We start from the raw sequence: 20,577 nt of genomic DNA on the forward strand, positions 1-20,577 counted from the left end.
TATGGCCTTTCAAATTGTAATCAATCTTATTGTCGCCACCTTATGGATGTTTCTCAGTGAATCATATACAGGCCCTAGTTTCATCGCCGGTTACCTGTTCGGCGCACTGCTGCTATGGCTGTTGAGGAGATATCTGCCTGGGAGGTTCTATCTTAGGCGGGTGGTCAGCATCTTCAAGTTGCTGTTGCTCTTCTTGAAAGAGCTGGTCCTTTCCAACATCGAAATGATCAAGTACATTTACTCACCCAAATTAGACAATGAGCCAGGAATCTTTGAGCTTCCGCTCGATGTAACTACTGATTGGGAAATAAACATGCTAGCAAACTTCATTTCCCTCACACCTGGTACATTGACAGTAGCTGTCTCCAACGACAATACCAAATTGTATATTCATGCGATGAATATTGACAATGTAGAAGATGAAGTCCAATCAATTAAAAGTTCCTTTGAAAAAGCGATCATGGAGGTGACAAGATGAATGAATTTTTGGAAGTCACCAATGTACTGCTTGATATAACAGTTTTCCTCAGTTTCGCCGGAATAGCTGTTGCACTTGCCCTACTCTTGTATCGGATTGTAGCTGGCCCCACCCAGGCAGACCGTGCGGCTGCCCTGGATGCCATGGGAATCAATCTGATGGGCCTGGCAGGCCTGACGGCAATCCATCTAGTAACCTCCAGATTGAATGATGTCGTCCTCTTAATCGGTGTACTTGCTTTCCTGGGAACGCTGGCGATCGCAAAATATATGGAAAAGGGTGTTATTATTGATCGAGACATGGAGTAACATTATCATCAACATCATTACCATCATTTCTCTGCTGCTTGGGACGTTTTTCACCGTCTCTGCAGCAATAGGGGTTGTCCGCTTCCCAGATTTATATACAAGACTTCATGCTGCCACCAAGGCTGCTACCTTAGGTGTTGCTTCTATCCTGATTGGTGCATTCCTTTTCCTCTACTTTCACGAGTCTATTGTCAGCGGCAAACTGCTTGTTGGAATTGTATTCATCCTGCTGACTGCGCCAGTCGGTGCCCATATGCTTGGTAGAGCAGCTCATGCAGCGGGTATCAAACCAATACTGAGAAAACGGAGCGATGCCTACCAGGAGGCAATCGAACGGAAAAAATTGAATAACCATTAGCATGAAGGAATCAAACAAAAAACAGCTGGCATTTCTGCCGGTTGTTTTTTTGTTTGGACAGACACGAAACATGCCATCGCAACATACAGTTGTAGTATAGGCTTCAGCCCAATGGGAGGTGGTTCAGATTTCCGGAATATTGAGCATGATGGCGCTTTTAATCAAGGAAGCCCTATTCTTTGTATCGTATGTTAAAAACCATGCATTCCCACAGCCACTGCCGCCGGAACAAGAAGCAAAATATATAAGGGAAATGGAGGATGGGAACGAAGAAGCCAGAAATAAACTGATTGAGCATAACTTACGCCTAGTCGCCCACATCGTCAAGAAGTTTGAGAACACTGGAGAGGATTTGGAAGACCTGATTTCCATTGGTACCATTGGCCTGATAAAGGGTGTAGAAAGTTTTTCTGCTGATAAAGGTACCAAACTTGCTACGTATGCAGCCAGATGTATTGAAAACGAAATTCTCATGCATCTTCGGGCTCTGAAGAAAGTAAAGAAAGATGTATCACTGCATGATCCGATCGGCCAGGATAAAGAGGGGAATGAAATAAGCCTGATCGATATCCTTGAGGCTGAAAACGAGAATATCATTGAATACATTCAATTGAATATGGAGATCGCCAAACTGCAAGATTACTTTTCTGTATTGGATGACCGTGAAAGAGAAGTGATTGTCTACCGTTATGGTTTGAATGGACATAAAGAGTTGACCCAAAGGGAAATAGCAGAAAAACTGACGATTTCCAGAAGTTATGTCTCACGCATAGAAAAAAGAGCATTGATGAAAGTTTTCCATGAGTATTATCGTCAGGAAAAAGAGCATTAAAAAACATGAGCGCATCAATTTTGACTTTGCGCTCATGTGGTGGTTGCTGCTGCTACATTTCTTGTACAATTCCCATAATCAATCCAGCTGCATTATCCGCCGCCTTCTCCAGAAAAGCATCAAAAGAAACCGAGGACTCTTTCCCGGCAATGTCCGATAGAGCACGAATAATGACAAACGGCACTTGATATTGGGCACAGACTTGAGCGATGGACGCGGCTTCCATTTCCATTGCTAGCATTGTCGGGAACTTTTTATATACTTCTTGAACCTTGGCAGGATCTTCCATAAATGTATCTCCTGTGGCTATTAACCCCTCTGTATATCGGATATCCATTCCCTCTGCAGCTTTGATGGCTTCGGAGATCAGTTCCGTGTCGGCATCAAACATACTTGGCATACCAGGAACCTGTCCAAAGGCATAGCCAAAAGCTGTCACATCCACATCGTGATGGACAACCCTGCTGGAGATGACAATGTCACCCACCTCCATATCGGATGCAAATCCACCGGCGGAACCTGTATTGATGACATGTGAAGGACGATAACGCTCATGCATGATGGTTGCTGCCATGGCAGCATTCACCTTCCCTATGCCAGATTTAAGCAGTACTATATCTTTGCCATGCAATTCCCCCTCTGCAAATAGGCAATTTGCGACGGTCGTTTCTTTAATGTCTGTCATGTTTTCCATCAACTTTGCAATTTCTTCATCCATTGCTCCGATTATACCTATCGTCACTTTGATCCTCCTGTACTCTTTCGTTTATTTGGCTGGCTCATAAAGCTCCTCCACTTTCGTTGGCTTCCATCCTTCGCCATCGACCCACGTGAGGAAAACCCGGTATATTTCCGAGTAATCACTAGTTGCCACAGTGGTACGGACTTTTTGTGGATGATTGTTATTCCCAACCCATACCGTTTTCATTTCTTGTGCATTCAACCCTGTAGCCATGGCAGCTGCTTGGGCAATCTCTTTCCGGTCCTGTGAACCTTCCTCATAGACAGTTGTATGCTCGCCTTCCTGTTCCGTACCAATTGGTTCCCAATCAGCTGTATATGCTTCCTTCACATTACCATCAGAAGCGTCTGCCGGTTCTTTTTCCAGTTCATCGCTTTCTTTTTCATCTTCATTATCTTCTGCCGATTCATTTTCTGAAGCATTGTCCTGTGATTGCTGGTCTTCATCTTCTTGTTGGCTTTCACTGCTGCCCTCGCCATCATCAGCTGTTTCTTTATCAGCCTCATCGTCATTGATAATGAAGCCAGAGTCAGAGGATTGCTGTTCATTTGTATCCTGAGCGGCTTGATCACCATTTCCTCCGAAAATCCATATACTCAGTAATACAAGCAGAAGAATGCCACCGAGAATTAATAAAATGGAAATTGCTTTCGTATTTTTCCTCCGCTTCTCGAATTTGTTCACACGTGTACCACTTTCTGTTTCTGTGCTACTCATTAGCTTGTCCCTCCGTATCCTCCCTGTTTTCATTGTGTTATCTGTAAAATAATCGAATTTCACGTATATCTGAATTATATTGTTAATTCAAGTTTGGCGCAAACTATACATCATTACGTGCAAAAAAAAGCGGAGCAACTCCGCTTTTTAAGTAGTTCTATTCAGATTATTAGTCAACTTTCAGGATTTTCACATGCATATCTCCGCCAGGGGTAGCAACGGTGACCTCACTGCCGACTTCCTTACCCAGCAGGCTTTTAGCCATCGGAGAATCGTTTGAAATTTTACCTTCGAAGGGATCAGCTTCTGCACTACCCACTATAGTGTATGTTTCTTCCTCCCCATCTGGCGTTTCCTGAAACGTTACAGATTTGCCAAGTGCCACAACATTTGGATCCTCGTTGTCATTTTCAATGATGACTGCATTACGGATCATTGTCTCCACCTGGGATATTCTTGATTCTACAAATGCCTGTTCATCTTTTGCAGCATCATACTCCGAATTCTCGGAAAGGTCACCGAAATCCCTGGCTATTTTGATTCGCTCGACAACTTCCTGTCGACGATCCGTTTTCAAATAACGCAATTCCTCTTCTAACTTCTCTTTCCCCTCTTGAGTCATATAATAACTTTTCTCTGTTGCCATGACAATTTACACTCCTTTTTTAATCACCACATGTGAGGGGCGTTCCATCCCCTTTTCCGCATGACCGGAAATATACTAATCAATACTATGGCAGAATCCATTCTAGTTTTCAATACTTTTCAACTGATTATCTTTCGTGTTTTTTAGACAAAATGGATTCTATTTTAGAAGCCATTATATCAATAGCCACCTCATTCTGACCACCTTCAGGGATGATAATATCCGCATAGCGTTTCGTCGGCTCGATGAATTGAAGGTGTGACGGCCGCACATTATTGATATACTGGTCGATGACAGAGTCCAATGTTCTGCCACGTTCTTTTATATCCCTCAACAGTCTTCGGATGATCCGTAGATCAGCATCTGTATCGACGAATACCTTGATGTCCATCAAATCGACTAAACGTGGATCATCCAAGATGAGAATACCCTCCAGTATAATAACATCCCTCGGTTCCACCTTGATGACTTCCTCAGAACGTGTGTGGATTTTATAATCATAAACTGGCTTCTCGATCGGATTCCTCCTGATCAGCTCATGGATATGTTCAATCAATAAATCGTTGTCAAACGCAAAAGGATGATCATAGTTTGTATTCAGTCTCTCTTCCAATGGGAGATGACTTTGATCCTTATAATAATAATCTTGTTCAATCACCTGGATTGTTTGATTGGAAAAACGCTGGGAGATGGATCGGGTGACAGATGTTTTACCACTTCCGCTTCCTCCCGCAACCCCGATGACGACCGGTTTTTCACTCATCTTAACCTCTTCCTTTCTTCACACTTATGGCTACTCCATCACCAATCGGTACGATGGAGGTGTCAAAACCGGAATGCGAGCATATCCAGCGGTTATAACTGCTGATTTTCTCTACCATTTTCCTGTGTCTTTGGTGTGCTTTTTCTGGATTAGCCACTAAGCCTCTGAACAGAACATTATCTGAAATGATGACTCCGCTGTCCGACAAAATTGGTTCAGCCAGTTCAAAAAATTTTCTGTACTGGCCTTTCGCTGCATCAATGAACACCCAATCGAACAGCTCTCCAGATTCCCTGAGTGTGTCCAATTCATCGAGTGCATCTCCAAGGATGACACGAATCTGATCCTGTCTACCCTGACCAGTAATATGATTTTCTGCTTGACGGTATCTCTCTTCATCTCTTTCGATGGATACAATTTCTGCTAAGGGAGCTGCCTCGGCCATCATCAATGCCGAATAACCAATAGCTGTTCCTATCTCCAGAATCCTTGCCGGCTTCTTCAAGCGTATCAACTGCATGACGAAATTCATGCTCACAGAATCCATGATAGGAACCCGATGCTCTTTAGCATACGTTTCCATCTGCTGAACCCATTCTTCTTTTTCCGGTAGTATACCCAATAAATAATCAGATTTTGAATGTTCCATTAAAAATACCCCATTTTCACGTTCATTATAAAAGGGAGCTGTGAAGGGAACCACATTTCCTTTTTATTCTTCCATATGCTCTTCTCTGTTTTGAAGGTGTTCTTCGTAAGTTTCTGCATAATGTATTTGCCCATCTGAATCATGCAGAAAGTATAGATAGTCAGACTGGTCCGGATTCGCAACCGCCTCAAGAGAATTCTCTGCGAAATTTGAAATCGGACCAATCGGCAACGCCTCTACCACATACGTATTGTATGGTGATTCGATTTCCAGATCTTCATAGAGAACCTGGTCCTTGTGTTCTCCTAAAGCATACAACACTGTCGGATCTGTCTGGAGAGGCATTTCCTCTTCCATCCGGTTATAAAATACCCCGGCGATCTTGTTTCGTTGTTCTATCTTCCCTGCTTCCTTTTCCACCAAGGAAGCAAAGGTGACTGCCTCATGCACATTCCAGCCCATCTCGTCAATCTCCGCTTTATATTGATTGACAAGCTTTTCTGTTTCCGTCAACATCTTCTCGACAATATTTTCTATTTTTGGCTTCTCTTCATAAAAGTCATAGGTAGAGGCAAATAGATAACCTTCCAAAGGAGTTCGTATCTCCTCATCCAAAATATCATCTGACAATACCCCAGGAAAATGCTGCATCAATTCTTCTATATATGCTCGATCGTTGACTTTTTCAAGAAAATCCTCTTTGCTGAAGTGAAGGTTCTCGCCATATATTTCAGCAATCTGATCAATTGTAAGTCCTTCTGGTATCGTGATCGTATGTACTGGCTCAGCCATAACTATTCCATTTTTCAATGATTCTACCAATTCTTGGATTTCCATAGAAGGTGAAAATGTATATTCCCCCGCCTGGAAATCAGTTTCATTATTGAATTTTACATACATCCGAAAAACCAGCTCATTTCGGATAAGGCCATTCTCTTCCAGTATTGAAGCTATTGTGGATGAAGAAGAACCAATCGGCACCTCAATCGTCACCTCTTCCTCACTGTCCGGATCAACAGGCTTCATAGCCGAATGGACATATAGAAACAGAGAGACAGCACCTATTATCAGGAAGACAGCAACTGTCATTGCAATGATAAACACGATTTTACGCACCCGTTTTGCCTCTTCCGTCTGTTCTTTGAGGTTTTCCCGGTATTTCTTTTTCCGTTTATTCCTGTACATTCACCTGCTCCCTCCTATCCGGTATATTATACTAAAAATCGCCATGATATTCCATTAGGAAACAGAACTTGAGATTATCCGCAAATTCGAAGACAAAGGAAAAGGCTGATGCCACGATCCAGCATCAGCCCTTGGAAATTTTGTTATGCGTCGTTTTCTTCGTCTGCCAACGTATTCAGCATTTCCTCGACCATTTCCCATTCATCATCAGACTCTATAGGGAAAAGGGAAAGATCATCCTCATTTTCATTTTTCTCTTCGTAACGGAAGGCATATACTTCTACTTCTTCCTCTTCTGCTTGTTCAGCAGGTGCTACTGCGATGTATGAGTGTCCCGTCTTGTCCACATCGAAAGTAAACAGCACCTCAAATAAATGTTCTTCCCCGTTTTCATCCGGAATGACTATTCTTTCCCTTTCTTCCAACGCCATGTCCATACCTCCTTTTATTTTTGGTCAAGATATCCCTGAAGAATCATGACAGCCGCCATTTTATCAATAACTTTTTTCCTCTTTTTCCTGCTCATATCCGCTTCTAAAAGCACGCGTTCTGCAGCTACTGTGGTGAGACGCTCATCCCAAAGCACTGCAGGGATACCATGTACTTTCTCTACATGTTCTGCATACCTTTGGGATGCTTCTCCTCTTTCACCGATCGTACCATTCATATTTTTGGGGAGTCCAATAATAGCCTTCCCGATACCGTGCTCTTCTATGATGTTTTTCAATTCTTCATCTGCAGATTCCAAATGGTCCTCATCCCATTTAATGGTGGTAAGTCCCTGCGCAGTCCATCCAAATGCATCACTCACAGCGACTCCGATTGTTTTGGAACCCACATCAAGTCCTATTATTTTCATCGATGCTCCTTCTGATGCTCGAGATAATACTTAACAAGTTCTTCAATTACTTCGTCCCGTTCAATTTTCCGGATCAAGTTACGGGCATCATTATGCCTTGGGATATACGCTGGGTCCCCCGATAACAAATAACCGACAATCTGATTGATCGGGTTGTAACCTTTTTCCTGCAATGACTCATGAACTGTAAACAGGATTTCTTTGATATCCCGTTCAAATGGTTCATCGGAAAAATTAAACTTCATTGTCCTATCCATGGAACTCATATCGACACCTCTTTTTGGTATAACTTGACATCTGCAACAATAAAATGTCTTTCCGGTTCCAACCGGTCCTTGGGAGGCCAGGCAGAATTTTCCTTCCCCTAGTTTAACATGTTTCGAATATTTATTATATGTTTTTCCATAGATCTTATCATTCAGCTTACATGCTATTACCTTTAATATGATCTTTGGCAGCATGAAGAGCATCCTCGATTTTTTCGGGATCTTTTCCTCCCGCTTGGGCCATATCGGGACGGCCGCCGCCGCCACCGCCGCAAATCGTTGCTGCCTGCTTGATCAGGTTGCCGGCATGGAATCCTTTCCCAACAAGATCTTTGGACACACCGGCAGCAAGCTGCACCTTTTCGTTATTTTCGGCTGCCAGCAGGATGATTCCCGATTCCAATTTCTGTTTCAAATCATCCACCATGTTCCTAAGTTGGTTCATATCCTTTACATTGACCTTCTTTGCCAATAGAGGCACGCCCTCAATTGTTTCTACCTGATCGAGTATGGATGCCGCTTCCAGATTCGACATTTTCGCATTTAACGACTCATTTTCTTTCTTCAAGGACTGGATTTCTGTAAATAGCCCTTCAATTCGTTCCGGCAGATGGTCCTCCGAAGATTTGACTAGATTGGCGGAGCTCTGCAAGAGTGCAAGCTTATCATTCAGAAACTCGTAAGCCTGTCTGCTAGTGACAGCTTCAATCCTTCTTGTTCCTGCACCTATCCCGCTTTCGGCCACAATTTTGAAGATCCCGATTTCGGATGTATTCCTGACGTGGCAGCCACCGCATAATTCAATGCTGTAATCCCCAATTTGAACGACCCTTACAACATCTCCATACTTTTCGCCGAACAGTGCCATAGCCCCCATTTCTTTCGCTTCTTCCAGACGCTTGTTGTCAATATGGAGTGGCAAGGAATTCCAAACTTTCTCATTTACCATCTGCTCTATCTGTTGGAGCTCCTCGTTGGAAACACTGCTGAAATGGGAAAAATCAAAGCGTAGACGGTCTGGTGTCACCAGAGAACCTGCTTGATTTACATGAGTACCCAACACGTCCTTAAGAGCCTGGTGCAGCAGGTGGGTAGCTGTATGATTTTTAATGATGGAAGATCGGAACTTACTATCCACCATCGCTCTTACTTTGTCTCCCGTCTGGAATGTACCTTCTTTGATCTCTACCCTGTGCACATGCTGTCCTTTCGGCGACTTTTGAACATCCTTAACGTAGGCTGAAGCATTATCAGTATATATCCAGCCATTATCAGCTATCTGGCCGCCGCTTTCAGCGTAAAAAGGCGTCTCTTTTAAGAACAGATATACCTCCGCTCCTGCAGCTGCCTGTTCAGCAGTCTCTTTACCCTCGACGATGGCGGAAATTTCTGTATGTGTCTCCAAACTGCCGTAACCTACAAAGTCACTTGCGACATCTATGTCACTCAGAGCTCCGTCTTGTACCTGCATGGAATCCACTTTCTGACGCGCGTTTCTGGCACGTTCCCGCTGTTTCTCCATTTCCCGACGGAAACCCTCTTCATCGATCGTGAATCCCTGATCCTGTACATACTCTTCTGTCAATTCCTTTGGAAATCCATAGGTGTCATAAAGACGAAATACTTCCTCACCAGGGAAAAGCGTGCTTTCCTTCGCTTTTTCTTCTTCCATGATAGTCGTAAGGATCTGAAGGCCATCGTTCAAGGTCTCATGGAACCTCTCTTCCTCTACCTTCACAATATTTTCAATGAATTCCTGCTTATCTAGGACTTGCGGGTAGAAGTCCTTCATAATGTCCCCTACTGTTTCGACCAATTCATACATGAACGGCTTTTCAATTCCGACTTCCTTAGCAAAACGTACGGCACGCCGGAGAAGTCTCCTTAATACATAGCCTCTGCCTTCATTGGATGGTACCGCTCCATCACCGACTGCAAAACTTACTGTTCTGATATGATCGGCAATTACTTTGAACGCTGTATCGCCCTCTTTGCTATTGCCATAAGAAGTGGTGGCTAGTTCCTCTGTTTTCCGTATGATGGGCATAAATAGGTCTGTCTCAAAGTTGGTTGGTACATCCTGGATAACGGAAACCATCCGTTCAAGACCCATACCAGTATCAATATTTTTCTTTGGCAGTGGTGTATAGGTATCATCTGGATTGTGGTTGAACTGGGAAAATACTAAATTCCAGATTTCCAGATAGCGTTCATTTTCACCACCAGGATACAACTCGGGGTCGTTTGGATCATTACCGTATTTTTCCCCACGGTCATAGAATATCTCTGTATTGGGGCCACTTGGTCCCTCTCCGATATCCCAGAAATTTTCTTCCAGACGAATAATACGTTCTTTCGGAAGTCCTATATCATGGAGCCAGAATTCATACGCTTCATCATCCTCGGGATGGACAGTGACAGAAAGCAGTTCCTCATCAAATCCTATCCATTTTTCACTTGTAAGAAACTCCCATGCCCAAGCAATTGCCTCTTTTTTAAAATAGTCACCAATGGAAAAGTTTCCGAGCATCTCGAAAAACGTATGGTGTCTCGCTGTGAACCCGACGTTTTCGATATCATTGGTACGGATAGATTTTTGGGCGTTAACCAATCTTGGGTTGTCCGGGATGACACGCCCGTCAAAATACTTTTTCAGTGTGGCAACTCCGCTATTGATCCAGAGCAGTGTCGGATCATCTTTCGGGACAAGGGACGCGCTCGGCTCCACCCGATGGCCTTTCTCTTTAAAAAAATCGATGAACATTTGCCTGACTTCGGCAGATGATAATGTCTTCATGTAAAATCCTCCTTCTTTTATGTAAATAAAAAAATCTCCTCTCTGCATACTGTTGCAGGGACGAGATTCTATCGCGGTACCACCCTAATTATGAACAGAATACAAATCTGTTCATCACTTGTAACATGTTAACGGTATGAAACCGACGGGTATTAACCGTACTCCGGTCCAGCTTTCCATGGCCCAGCATCCAGGATTTTTTTCAGCCTCGAAAATCCCTCTCTTATCAATCGTTAACCATGTACTCATAACCTTCAGCGTGTTGATCATATGAAAGTGCTAATCTAAGCGATATTATAGAAAACTTTGCAGCCGATGTCAATCATAAGCCCGAAGTGCTATCAAATGCCGAATGACAACCTTTCCGATTGTCAGTGCAGGCACCGCAATAATCATCCCGGCAATTCCGAATAACTGTCCACCAAGCAGCAGGATGAAAATGATGGCCACCGGGTGGATATCAATACTCTTGCCGACTATATAAGGGGAAAGGAGATTTCCTTCTATCACCTGTACAATGAAAACAGCGAGCAAAACAAAGATAACCAGATGGCTCGACATGGTCAAAGCAATAGCCACTGCCGGAACCGCACCAATAATCGGGCCAAAATAAGGGATGATATTGGTAATGCCCATGAAGATTGCCAACAGCAGAGCATATTTCAGCCCAAGGAATTGAAAGGCAATCCATGATGCCAGACCAACAAACAGGCAGACCAGCAGCTGTCCGCGTATATAATTGCCTAAACTCTCATCAATTGCATGTGCCATACGACTGATTTGAGGTCGATATTTCTTAGGAAGCAACTTGATGAAAAAACCCGAAATTGTCCGGTAATCTTTCAAAAAATAAAAGACCAGGACGGGGATGACCGTCAAAAAAACAACCATCTCAAAAATCTTGGCAAACCCGCCAACCAGCTTGTCCAGCAGGTTTTCCACTCCTGTTTCCACCCTAGCAACCCATTGATCCATTTTATCATGGACAGTCTCAGGCAAAAAAGACGTATATTCATACAACTGATAAACAAGTTCCTGATACATATCAATAAAGACAGGAAGCTGTCTATTCAAATCTTGCAGTTGATGAACGACAGCCGGGTAGACCTGGTAAATAGCATAGGAAGTCCCGCCAAAGAATAAAATATAAATGAGCAGGATTGCTGCACTCCTGGGGATCTCCCATTGATGCAGTTTTTGTACAATTGGATAGAGCAGGTACGCCAATAAGCAAGAAACGAGGAAAGGAGCCAGCAGTTTGATGACAAAAGAAAAAACAGCCGCATAAAAAGGGAACAGCTGAAAGAGCAGAAAAATAAATAAAAAGACAAGTATGCCGATGATCAGCCAGTACAGAAAGCTCAAGGCCTTTCTATTACGAAACATATCTATCTCTCTCCCCCTGCATAAAGAAACATTGCCTTTCGCGCCAGTACGTATATACATTGCTGCCGGGCAAAATATTATATTTTCCTTTGCTCTTCGGAAAAGAGGTCGTCAAGAGAGCTTAATGAGCCATCTGATTCGACTTGATGAACACTCAATCTATTTTTTTCTACTGCCATTTCAATAAAACACGTCCAACAGTAGTACTGCTGGGTGCCGATTCTACCTAAATCCTTTCCATTACAATTCGGGCATCGCATCACAATCTCACCTCTGGAAGATTAGTTATAATGGCATTCTTGCCCGAAACAGAAAAATTTATACATTCCTACATAAAATCATACGGAGACAGTTCTTCATCCTCATCCATTTCTTCTGGATCAGGAACGGCTTGCCCGTTCATCCTTGATTCCAGCTGCTCCTTCAATGTTGTATACCGTTGATTGGTGTCTTCGGTCCGGATACCACGGAGAAATGCTTCATCCTCCCCACAAATGATCAAAGACTCCTTGCTTCTGGTTATTGCTGTATAAAGCAGATTTTTACGAAGCATACGATGGTATGCGGATACGACGGGAAGTATGACAATTGGAAATTCACTGCCCTGTGACTTATGAATGGATATACAATATGCATGCATGATATTCACATAGTCCTTTCGTTCATATACCACTTCTTTGTCCTCAAATTCAATAACCAGCTGTTCCACATTTTCTGTGTTCTCTTCTTCTCTGAAGATGGCCACCACTTCGCCAATATCACCATTATACACACCATTTTCTGGTTGATTCACGAGCTGGAGCACTTTGTCGCCCACACGGAAAACTGCTTCCTTGGTTTTCACCTCCCGCTTTCGGGGAGTTTTAGGATTAATCAACCGCTGTAATTCCTTGTTGATTGCAGTTATCCCTGCTTGCGAACGGTACATTGGAGCAAGCACTTGGATGTCGCGGAGATCCAACCCTTTGTTCTTGGCACTGTCGAATATTTTTGTGACGGCTTCCAGCATTTGTGGCTCATGACAGCGAATAAAGCTGAAATCCTTATCATTATCCAATGATGGAACCGTACCATTCTTGATCTCATGGGCTAATTGTATGATTTTGGAGCCTTCTTTCTGGCGGTAGACCTCATGCAGGCTGACCGACGGAAGATGCCCACTGGCCAGTAAGTCGGCAAGCACCTGTCCCGGTCCTACAGATGGAAGTTGATCCTCATCCCCTACTAGCAGAACCTGCATATCATCCGGAATTGCTTTAAAGAGATGGTTGGCCAGCCAAGTATCGACCATGGAGAATTCATCGACAATCAGAAACTTTCCTGACAGCTGTTCATGTTGGTCTTTATTGAAGCCTTTGTTTCCATCCCAGCCCAGCAACCGGTGAATCGTAAGAGCAGGAAGACCTGTCGATTCATTGAGGCGCTTGGCAGCCCTGCCTGTCGGGGCTGTAAGAATAAACGGATATTCATCTTGGCTATCATAGTCATCCGGATCCAGTGATAATTGGTGAACAGCTCCATAGGACTTGATGATTCCCTTCACTACCGTCGTTTTTCCTGTTCCCGGCCCACCTGTCAATATCATCAGCTTGGAATGAAGAGCTTGGTTGATGGCTTCAAACTGCTCCTTGCCGTAACTTAAAGTTTCTTCCTCTTCTATATCCCCAATGATTTTCATCAATTCTGCCTCGGTCGTCTCGTGTTCCACAGGACTGTCCATCAACCGTTTTAAATTGGAGGCAAAACCATCTTCTGCGTAATACAAGGAAGGGAGATATACCTTCCCCTCCCGCAAGATAATTGTTTTGTCGGTATTCAGTTCATCGAGACGATCGGTGATCGTCGAGACAGATAGTGACTCATGGGACAACAGGGACAGCATCTCTTCCATACATTTATCAAGCGGCAGATATACATGGCCGTTTTGAACATTTTTCTGCAGAACATAAATACACCCAGCACCAATCCGGTTTGGGTGTGTCAAGGATAGTCCATTTTGTCTAGCAATATCATCAGCTGTCTGGAAACCGAAACCTTCTATATCAAATACATATCTATAGGGGTCCTCATTGAGGACTTCTATAGCATCTTCCTTATATTGCTGATAGATTTTCTGAGCCATCTTCAACCCTATGCCATATTTGGAAAGATATACGACGATATGTTCGAACCCTTGATTTTCTTGAAGGCTCTTGGCCAATTGTTCCCTTGTTTCTTTTTTCATTTGAGGTACTTCTTCCAGAATCTCAGGGTTGTCCAATATTCGGGAAATTGCACGTTCCCCAAGGTGCTCGACAATTCTTTCAGCTGTCTTCCGGCCGACTCCATAAAAAAGATCACTGCAAAGATAGGCTATAACGCCGTCTTTCGTCTCGGGAATGAAGGTCTGATAAGTATTCACTTGGTACTGCACTCCGAACTTAGGGTGCCGCTCTAATTGGCCATAAAAAATATAGGCGGTCTGTTCTTGCAAACCGGAAAAATAACCTTTGGCCACTATCTCAGTTTCTTTAAAATCTTCATTGGTCTCCTGTACACGGATTTTTACAATGGAGAAACGCTCCTGATCATTATGGAAAATGGTAGTCAGGAGCTCTCCTTTTATATAGCCTTTCTCTTCAACTGATTGTCTATCTTTTTCCATCAAGAACAACCCCTGCTCTTCTATTCCTGCTTCAACAATTCTTCTACACTGTTTTTACCGTTTGCAGCAAGTACGTGGTCAGGCTGAATCCGGAGCGACTCCTTAAAATGATGGAGAGCAGTTTCAGCGTCTTCATGGTATAGAGATATCACTCCGAGGTTATAATGGGCATCACTATGTTCTTGTTCGAGCGTCAATACATTATGGAAGGCTTTTTCTGCTTCTTCGATATAATCTGCCTGCGCAAGGGAGAGTCCGTATTGGAACAGAACTTCATGATCTTCAGGGGACAGTTCGACTGCTCTCAAAAAGTATGGGATTGCTAGTTTGAATTGTTCATTCTGCTGAAAAATCATCCCCAACATAAAATAGGCATCACTTTCCTCAAGTCCCAGTTCAATTGCCCTTTGATAGTTTTTTTCTGCCTGATCAAACACTTCCTGTTCATAATAAAGGTTTCCCAGGCCGTAATAGGCGGTAGCGGTAGTATTATCAAGCTCCAGCGCTTTATCAAAGAACCGTTCCGCCCTGTGATAATCATTCATATGAAGCAGGAGATTGCCGAAGTTCACAAAGCCGATGGGATCTCCTGGATTCTCTTCAATCAATTCGTTAAACAGTTCCGCTGCTTTCTCATATTCATTTTCTTTCATATATTGGATCGCTTGTGCATTTTTATCCATTGAAATACCCCTTACCCTACATAATTCATAGCCTGGTCGTTTTTGATGACTTGGTCGATGGTACCACCGCCCAAACATACCTCTCCATCATAAAAAACCACCGCTTGGCCTGGTGTAATGGCACGTTGGTCCTCAGCAAACCTGACATGGACTTTATTATCAACCATTAGTTCAACAGTTACATCACTGTCGTGCTGACGGTAACGGAATTTTGCTGTACAGTTGAAATTGTTGGTGATTTTATCTGGGTTGATCCAGTTGATATCAGTGGCAATCAAACCTTCTGAATATAATTTATCATTGCTGAATCCCTGTTCCACATAGAGAATATTATCTTTTAGATTTTTCCCTACTACAAACCACGGGTCGCCTGCACCACCAATTCCCAACCCCTGCCGTTGGCCCAGGGTGTAGTACATGAGCCCATCATGCCGCCCTTTCACTGCACCATCCAAGGTCTGCATCTCTCCAGGCTGTGCTGGAAGATATTCACTCAGAAATTCTTTGAAGTTTCTTTCTCCGATGAAGCAAATTCCAGTGCTATCTTTCTTAGTAGCAGTTGCAAGTCCATGTTTCTTAGCAATCTCCCTGACCTCTGACTTAGGAAGATGCCCTAGTGGGAACATGACCTTGGAAAGAACTTCTTCCGACAGTTGATTAAGGAAATAAGTTTGGTCTTTATTGTCATCAACACCCCTGAGCATTTCCACACGACCATCCACTTCCCTCACCTGCGCATAATGCCCTGTAGCCAGGTAGTCGGCACCCAGAGAAAGTGCATGTTCAAGAAATGCTTTGAACTTTATTTCTTTATTACACATGACATCGGGGTTAGGTGTCCTCCCGGCCTTGTATTCATCCAGAAAGTAAGTAAACACTTTATCCCAGTACTGTTTCTCAAAATTCACTGCATAGTAGGGAATATCCAATTGATTGCATACACGTACAACATCGTCAAAATCCTCTGTGGCTGTACATACACCAAATTCATCGGTATCATCCCAGTTCTTCATAAAAATGCCGACGACATCATACCCCTGCTCTTTAAGCAGGAGAGCGGCTACAGAAGAATCGACACCACCACTCATACCGACAACCACACGTGTGTCTTCTTTATTTTTCATTTATATCACTTTCCTTTATGGTCAAGTTAGACGTTTGATGATCTTCGCCACTCTTGCAGCTGCTTCCTTAACATTTTTTTCTGTATTGAATAACCCGAAACTGAATCGGATAGAGTTTGTCGTACATTCATTGTTCTTTCCATACATCGCGGAAAGAACATGGGAAGGCTCTACAGACCCTGCTGTACAGGCGCTTCCACTGGAAGCAGCAATACCTTCCAAGTCAAAATTGGTCAGCAAGGTTTCCACATTCATACCAGGGAAGCTCACATTGACAATGGAAGCGATAGACCCCTGAACATCGCCGTTCACTTCAAAGGCTATGCCGTGTTCTTCCAGCACACTTAAAAAGAATTCTTTATACCCTTTATAGAGCTGGTTTCTATCATCCCTCTGCTCCATCCCAATTTGTGCGGCTTTGCTGAAACCCACAGCACCAGGCACATTTTCAGTCCCCGGCCGGCGTTTCCGCTCTTGCTCGCCTCCGAACTGAAGTGCTTCCAGCTTCACTCCTTCTTTGACATAGAGAAACCCTATCCCTTTCGGCCCATTTATTTTATGGGACGAAACCGTCAGCATATCTATACCCAAATCCTTCACCGAAATATCGATTAGCCCGTATGCTTGTACGGCATCTGTATGGAAATAAGCTTGATGTCCCGCTAGAAGATTACCTATTTCCTCCACCGGCTGTATGACCCCTGTCTCATTATTTGCAAACATTACCGATACAAGGATTGTATCTTCTGTGAGAGATTGTTTTAAATCCTCCATCGAGATACGGCCATCTTCATATACAGGAAGATACGTAACCTCGAACCCCTGCTTTTCTAAATGTTCTGCAGCATGAAGAACCGCGTGATGTTCCTGGGCCGTAGTGATAATATGATTGCCTAGAGGCTTTCTTTCGGCGGCAGCACCAATCAAAGCCATATTATCGGATTCCGTTCCACCACTTGTAAAGATGATCTCCTTCTCATTCGCATGGACGCTTTCCGCCAGTACCCGTCTAGATTGATCCAGCATCTGCCTCGCTTTCCTGCCGAAAGCATGGACACTGGACGGATTGCCGAAAACTTCCTCATACACAGGGTACATAGCCTTCAGTACGTCTTTGTGCATGGGTGCAGTTGCAGCATGATCCAAGTATATATGTTCCATCAAAATCTTTCCTTCCCGCTTTCTGTTGGTTAAATGTAAAACATGTAAGATTCCTGCGGCTCATCATTATTATGGGTTGCCAGGTCTTCCAAGGTGGTAGTATCCAATACATCCTTTACAGCGTCTCGAACACGCATCCACAGTGCCTGTTTTGCAGGTTCTTCCTCTTCGATGCCTTCCACTGGAGTGATTGGGCCCTCAAGCACTCGTATGATATCACCGGCAGTTATCTCTTTCGGTTCTTTCGCTAATACATAACCGCCATAAGCGCCACGGATACTTTTGATAAGTCCTGCATTTCTCAAAGGAGAAGCCAGCTGCTCCAAATAATGTTCTGACAGATCATTATCCCGGGCAATCGATTTGAGAGAAGTCGGGCCTTTCCCGAAGTTTTTGGCAAGCACGATCATAATCGTCAAACCATATCTTCCTTTTGTTGAAATTTTCATCCTATACACCTCTATTATTCATCAGTCTTACTTATATTATGGTTAATTTTTTAACTATCTACTGCAATCCATGATATTATAGCATGAATGGCAAGGTTCTTGCATTTTATCGATATAACTTTTAACGTTAAAATGAACAAATAAACATTATATTATAAAGGAAGATAAAAATGAACCAAAAACCCCTCGCTTTTCGAATGAGACCTTCGCATATGGATGAAATAATCGGACAAGAACATCTCGTTGGAAAAGGGAAGATCCTCCATCGGATGGTACGCGCCGGGCGGCTTGCCTCCATGATTCTGTTTGGCCCGCCTGGCACAGGAAAAACATCCATGGCAACGGCTCTTGGAAAAACCCTGCAGCTTCCTGTGAAAAATTTAAATGCCGTCACAGACAAGAAAAAAGATATGGAGATTGCTGTGGAAGAAGCAAAGATGCAGGGACAGATGGTGCTTGTCCTAGACGAGGTCCATAGGCTTGACAAAGGAAAACAGGATTTTTTGCTTCCCCATCTGGAAAGTAATCTAATTACATTGATTGGTTGTACAACCAGTAATCCCTATCATTCCATCAACCCGGCGATAAGGAGCAGATGCCATCTATTTGAATTGCACCCCCTCACACATGAAGATGTGAAACTGGCACTGACGCGTGCAATTGCCGATGAGACAAAGGGATACGGGAAACAAGACTTGGTAATAACAGATGAAGCACTACAGCATTTTGCAGAAAGCTCCAACGGTGACCTGCGTGGAGCATTGAACGGTTTGGAATTGGCAGCTGCTTCGACACCGAAAGATGAGAAAGGCCAAATCGTTGTGACGCTCGAAATAGCTGAAGAATGTATGCAGAAGAAAAGCTTCAGCCATGATAAAGATGGAGATGCCCATTATGACGTCCTCTCTGCCTTTCAGAAATCCATACGAGGAAGTGATGTCGATGCTTCCCTCCATTACTTGGGACGTTTGATAGAAGCAGGAGACCTGGACAGTATCGCACGGCGTCTGGTAGTGACAGCCTATGAAGATATCGGTCTGGCAAACCCACAGGCAGGCCCGCGTGTGCTAGCTGCAGTGGAAGCTGCTGAGAGGCTCGGCTTTCCCGAAGCGAGAATACCGTTAGCGACAGCGATTGTGGAACTTGCCTTATCACCCAAATCCAATACAGCCTACAAAGCACTGGATGCCGCGCTTGCAGATATTCGCAACGGCAAAAGCGGCGAAATTCCAGCCCATTTGAAAGATACCCATTACAAAGGTGCTTCTTCCTTAGGCAGAGGTTTGGAATATAAGTATCCTCATAATTATGAAGGAGCATGGACGGCACAGCAGTACTTGCCTGATTCTATAAAAAACAGACACTATTATCAACCGAAAGAAACGGGCAAGTTCGAGAAAGCTATGAAACAAGTTTATGATAAGATCCAGAATGAAAAACAATAAAATGTATAATTCCCTCCTACCGAGGCAACAATAGAATCAAACATGGAAATCTATCTATTTGCCTATAACGGAGAAGGAGTGAAAGATGATGGTGAAAGTGAGACAGGATGCTTGGTCGCATGAAGACGACCTTTTATTGGCAGAAACGGTGTTGCGGCATATAAGGGAAGGCAGCACTCAACTGAACGCATTCGATGAAGTAGGAGATAAACTGAACCGTACTTCAGCCGCGTGCGGCTTCCGGTGGAATGCGGAAGTGCGGATGAAATATGAGAATGCTATAGATCTTGCTAAAAGACAGCGAAAAGAGAAGAAACGGGCGATGGCTGCCAGGAAGACCACACCAGACAAAAAGGCAGTGGCTATTGCGGCCAGCGCCGACATCCAGAGTGGAGAAAGCACGCCAAGTATTGAAGAACAGACAATTACAATGGATAAGGTCATCAATTTTTTGAAAGACTTAAAAAAAGACTATGATGCTTCCAATCAATCAAAATCGGCGGTAGCACATCTTGAAAGTGAAAATACAGAGTTAAAGGATAAAATTGCTGTTCTGGAAAAACAATTGATACAGACAGAAAAGCAGTTGACTACAATCCAAGAGGACTATCAGGCCTTTATTCAAATTATGGATAGAGCTAGAAAGATGGCCGTTTTGGATGATCAGGGTTCGATCTCCTCCCCTGCATTCCGAATGGATAAAAATGGAAATCTTGAGCAACTGGCCAATGGAACTTCCAGCTAGCCAGCCGTATAGAAAAATGCCCTGGCCACTCTCTTAGAGTGGCCAGGGCATTTTTTCATTATGTACACCATCAATCCCGATCGTGCCGTCTATCTGAAGTTTTGATCCCGCTCCAGGCAGGTGGGTGCTCTGTTTTGTGCATATTGTGCTTCCTCAAATGTAAGTATGAGGCATGCACGCAACACAAAAACCAATTGAGCTCCCTAGTTAAAGGTTGTTCGGTCAAAATACTTTTCATAGACGAACACATCAGGATTGATTGGTATTATTAAGATTGTAAATATATATTAACACATCATTTTTCGAAGTTCAACAAGGAAGGTACGAAAAATAGAAAGAA

23 protein-coding genes, 1 other RNA gene and 1 other annotated feature are annotated in these 20,577 nt (G+C 43.5%); of the genes, 6 read left to right on the top strand and 18 right to left on the bottom strand.

The features are described from left to right. Position 1: 1 nt before the first annotated feature. The 4 genes from ACFOGI_RS02570 (at position 2) to sigK (ending at position 1,976) form a co-directional block, all read left to right on the top strand. Positions 2-478, top strand: a complete 477-nt coding sequence (locus tag ACFOGI_RS02570; protein WP_390267937.1) for a Na+/H+ antiporter subunit E — start codon at positions 2-4, stop codon at positions 476-478. Further along, on the top strand, positions 475-786 hold the full coding sequence (locus ACFOGI_RS02575) for a monovalent cation/H+ antiporter complex subunit F (RefSeq protein WP_390267940.1): 312 nt from the start codon (positions 475-477) through the stop codon (positions 784-786). The genes ACFOGI_RS02570 and ACFOGI_RS02575 overlap by 4 nt, the downstream gene beginning before the upstream one ends. Continuing rightward, positions 767-1,144 carry a monovalent cation/H(+) antiporter subunit G gene (gene mnhG, locus ACFOGI_RS02580; RefSeq protein WP_390267943.1) on the top strand — a complete coding sequence of 126 codons (378 nt, stop codon included), beginning with the start codon at positions 767-769 and terminating at the stop codon, positions 1,142-1,144. The genes ACFOGI_RS02575 and mnhG overlap by 20 nt, the downstream gene beginning before the upstream one ends. Before the next feature lie 127 nt (positions 1,145-1,271). Continuing rightward, the gene (gene sigK / locus ACFOGI_RS02585) at positions 1,272-1,976 is read left to right on the top strand and encodes an RNA polymerase sporulation sigma factor SigK (RefSeq protein WP_390268070.1); all 705 of its coding nucleotides are present in this window, start codon (positions 1,272-1,274) and stop codon (positions 1,974-1,976) included. 52 nt (positions 1,977-2,028) lie between these two features. On the opposite strand, the gene mtnN is transcribed toward sigK, so the two are convergent. The 17 genes from mtnN to cymR all read right to left on the bottom strand — a co-directional run bounded on the left by mtnN (position 2,029) and on the right by cymR (position 18,047). Beyond that, positions 2,029-2,718, bottom strand: coding sequence for a 5'-methylthioadenosine/S-adenosylhomocysteine nucleosidase (gene mtnN, locus ACFOGI_RS02590; protein ID WP_390267946.1), 690 nt, complete (start codon positions 2,716-2,718; stop codon positions 2,029-2,031). Between the two features lie 24 nt (positions 2,719-2,742). After that, entirely contained in the window at positions 2,743-3,435 is a 693-nt protein-coding gene (locus tag ACFOGI_RS02595; protein ID WP_390267949.1) for a YrrS family protein, read from the bottom strand. A gap of 169 nt (positions 3,436-3,604) precedes the next feature. Continuing rightward, positions 3,605-4,081 (bottom strand): transcription elongation factor GreA, encoded by a 477-nt coding sequence (gene greA, locus ACFOGI_RS02600; RefSeq protein WP_390267951.1) that lies wholly within the window; start codon positions 4,079-4,081, stop codon positions 3,605-3,607. 127 nt (positions 4,082-4,208) lie between these two features. Then, entirely contained in the window at positions 4,209-4,844 is a 636-nt protein-coding gene (gene udk / locus ACFOGI_RS02605) for a uridine kinase (RefSeq protein WP_390267954.1), read from the bottom strand. Position 4,845: 1 nt separating this feature from the next. Continuing rightward, positions 4,846-5,493 carry an O-methyltransferase gene (locus ACFOGI_RS02610; RefSeq protein ID WP_390267957.1) on the bottom strand — a complete coding sequence of 216 codons (648 nt, stop codon included), beginning with the start codon at positions 5,491-5,493 and terminating at the stop codon, positions 4,846-4,848. A 63-nt stretch (positions 5,494-5,556) separates the two neighbouring features. Beyond that, positions 5,557-6,678 carry an endolytic transglycosylase MltG gene (gene mltG / locus ACFOGI_RS02615; protein WP_390267960.1) on the bottom strand — a complete coding sequence of 374 codons (1,122 nt, stop codon included), beginning with the start codon at positions 6,676-6,678 and terminating at the stop codon, positions 5,557-5,559. A 143-nt stretch (positions 6,679-6,821) separates the two neighbouring features. After that, on the bottom strand, positions 6,822-7,109 hold the full coding sequence (locus ACFOGI_RS02620; RefSeq protein ID WP_390267964.1) for a DUF1292 domain-containing protein: 288 nt from the start codon (positions 7,107-7,109) through the stop codon (positions 6,822-6,824). 14 nt (positions 7,110-7,123) lie between these two features. Next, positions 7,124-7,537: a Holliday junction resolvase RuvX gene (gene ruvX / locus ACFOGI_RS02625; protein ID WP_390267967.1), complete on the bottom strand. Its 414-nt coding sequence runs from the start codon at positions 7,535-7,537 to the stop codon at positions 7,124-7,126. Continuing rightward, the gene (locus tag ACFOGI_RS02630) at positions 7,534-7,803 is read right to left on the bottom strand and encodes an IreB family regulatory phosphoprotein (RefSeq protein WP_390267970.1); all 270 of its coding nucleotides are present in this window, start codon (positions 7,801-7,803) and stop codon (positions 7,534-7,536) included. Before ACFOGI_RS02630 ends, ruvX begins: the two co-directional genes overlap by 4 nt. 157 nt (positions 7,804-7,960) lie before the next feature. Then, positions 7,961-10,600: an alanine--tRNA ligase gene (gene alaS / locus ACFOGI_RS02635; protein ID WP_390267973.1), complete on the bottom strand. Its 2,640-nt coding sequence runs from the start codon at positions 10,598-10,600 to the stop codon at positions 7,961-7,963. 53 nt (positions 10,601-10,653) lie between these two features. Then, positions 10,654-10,867 (bottom strand) — a binding site (T-box leader). Between the two features lie 51 nt (positions 10,868-10,918). Next, the gene (locus ACFOGI_RS02640; RefSeq protein ID WP_390267976.1) at positions 10,919-11,986 is read right to left on the bottom strand and encodes an AI-2E family transporter; all 1,068 of its coding nucleotides are present in this window, start codon (positions 11,984-11,986) and stop codon (positions 10,919-10,921) included. 77 nt (positions 11,987-12,063) lie between these two features. Further along, the gene (locus ACFOGI_RS02645; RefSeq protein WP_390267979.1) at positions 12,064-12,246 is read right to left on the bottom strand and encodes a hypothetical protein; all 183 of its coding nucleotides are present in this window, start codon (positions 12,244-12,246) and stop codon (positions 12,064-12,066) included. 68 nt (positions 12,247-12,314) lie between these two features. After that, the gene (recD2, locus tag ACFOGI_RS02650; RefSeq protein WP_390267982.1) at positions 12,315-14,630 is read right to left on the bottom strand and encodes an SF1B family DNA helicase RecD2; all 2,316 of its coding nucleotides are present in this window, start codon (positions 14,628-14,630) and stop codon (positions 12,315-12,317) included. A 20-nt stretch (positions 14,631-14,650) separates the two neighbouring features. Continuing rightward, positions 14,651-15,313 (bottom strand): tetratricopeptide repeat protein, encoded by a 663-nt coding sequence (locus ACFOGI_RS02655; protein WP_390267985.1) that lies wholly within the window; start codon positions 15,311-15,313, stop codon positions 14,651-14,653. A gap of 11 nt (positions 15,314-15,324) precedes the next feature. Further along, positions 15,325-16,437 (bottom strand): tRNA 2-thiouridine(34) synthase MnmA, encoded by a 1,113-nt coding sequence (mnmA, locus tag ACFOGI_RS02660; RefSeq protein WP_390267988.1) that lies wholly within the window; start codon positions 16,435-16,437, stop codon positions 15,325-15,327. Between the two features lie 21 nt (positions 16,438-16,458). Further along, a complete protein-coding gene (locus tag ACFOGI_RS02665; protein ID WP_390267991.1) occupies positions 16,459-17,598 on the bottom strand; it encodes a cysteine desulfurase family protein in 1,140 nt (379 codons plus the stop codon). A gap of 29 nt (positions 17,599-17,627) precedes the next feature. Next, a complete protein-coding gene (cymR, locus tag ACFOGI_RS02670) occupies positions 17,628-18,047 on the bottom strand; it encodes a cysteine metabolism transcriptional regulator CymR (protein ID WP_390267994.1) in 420 nt (139 codons plus the stop codon). Positions 18,048-18,217: 170 nt separating this feature from the next. Here cymR and ACFOGI_RS02675 point away from each other — a divergent pair, with 170 nt between their 5' ends. Together ACFOGI_RS02675 and ACFOGI_RS02680 are read left to right on the top strand one after the other, a co-directional pair. Further along, a complete protein-coding gene (locus ACFOGI_RS02675; protein WP_390267997.1) occupies positions 18,218-19,492 on the top strand; it encodes a replication-associated recombination protein A in 1,275 nt (424 codons plus the stop codon). A gap of 88 nt (positions 19,493-19,580) precedes the next feature. Next, complete coding sequence (locus tag ACFOGI_RS02680) at positions 19,581-20,237, top strand: RsfA family transcriptional regulator (RefSeq protein ID WP_390268000.1); 657 nt, start codon at positions 19,581-19,583, stop codon at positions 20,235-20,237. A 69-nt stretch (positions 20,238-20,306) separates the two neighbouring features. On the opposite strand, the gene ssrS is transcribed toward ACFOGI_RS02680, so the two are convergent. Beyond that, positions 20,307-20,496, bottom strand: a non-coding RNA gene (gene ssrS, locus ACFOGI_RS02685) — 6S RNA. Between the last annotated feature and the right edge of the window lie 81 nt (positions 20,497-20,577).

Source organism: Virgibacillus xinjiangensis (genome assembly GCF_042643145.1).
Classification (GTDB): Bacteria; Bacillota; Bacilli; order Bacillales; family Amphibacillaceae; genus Virgibacillus_O; species Virgibacillus_O xinjiangensis.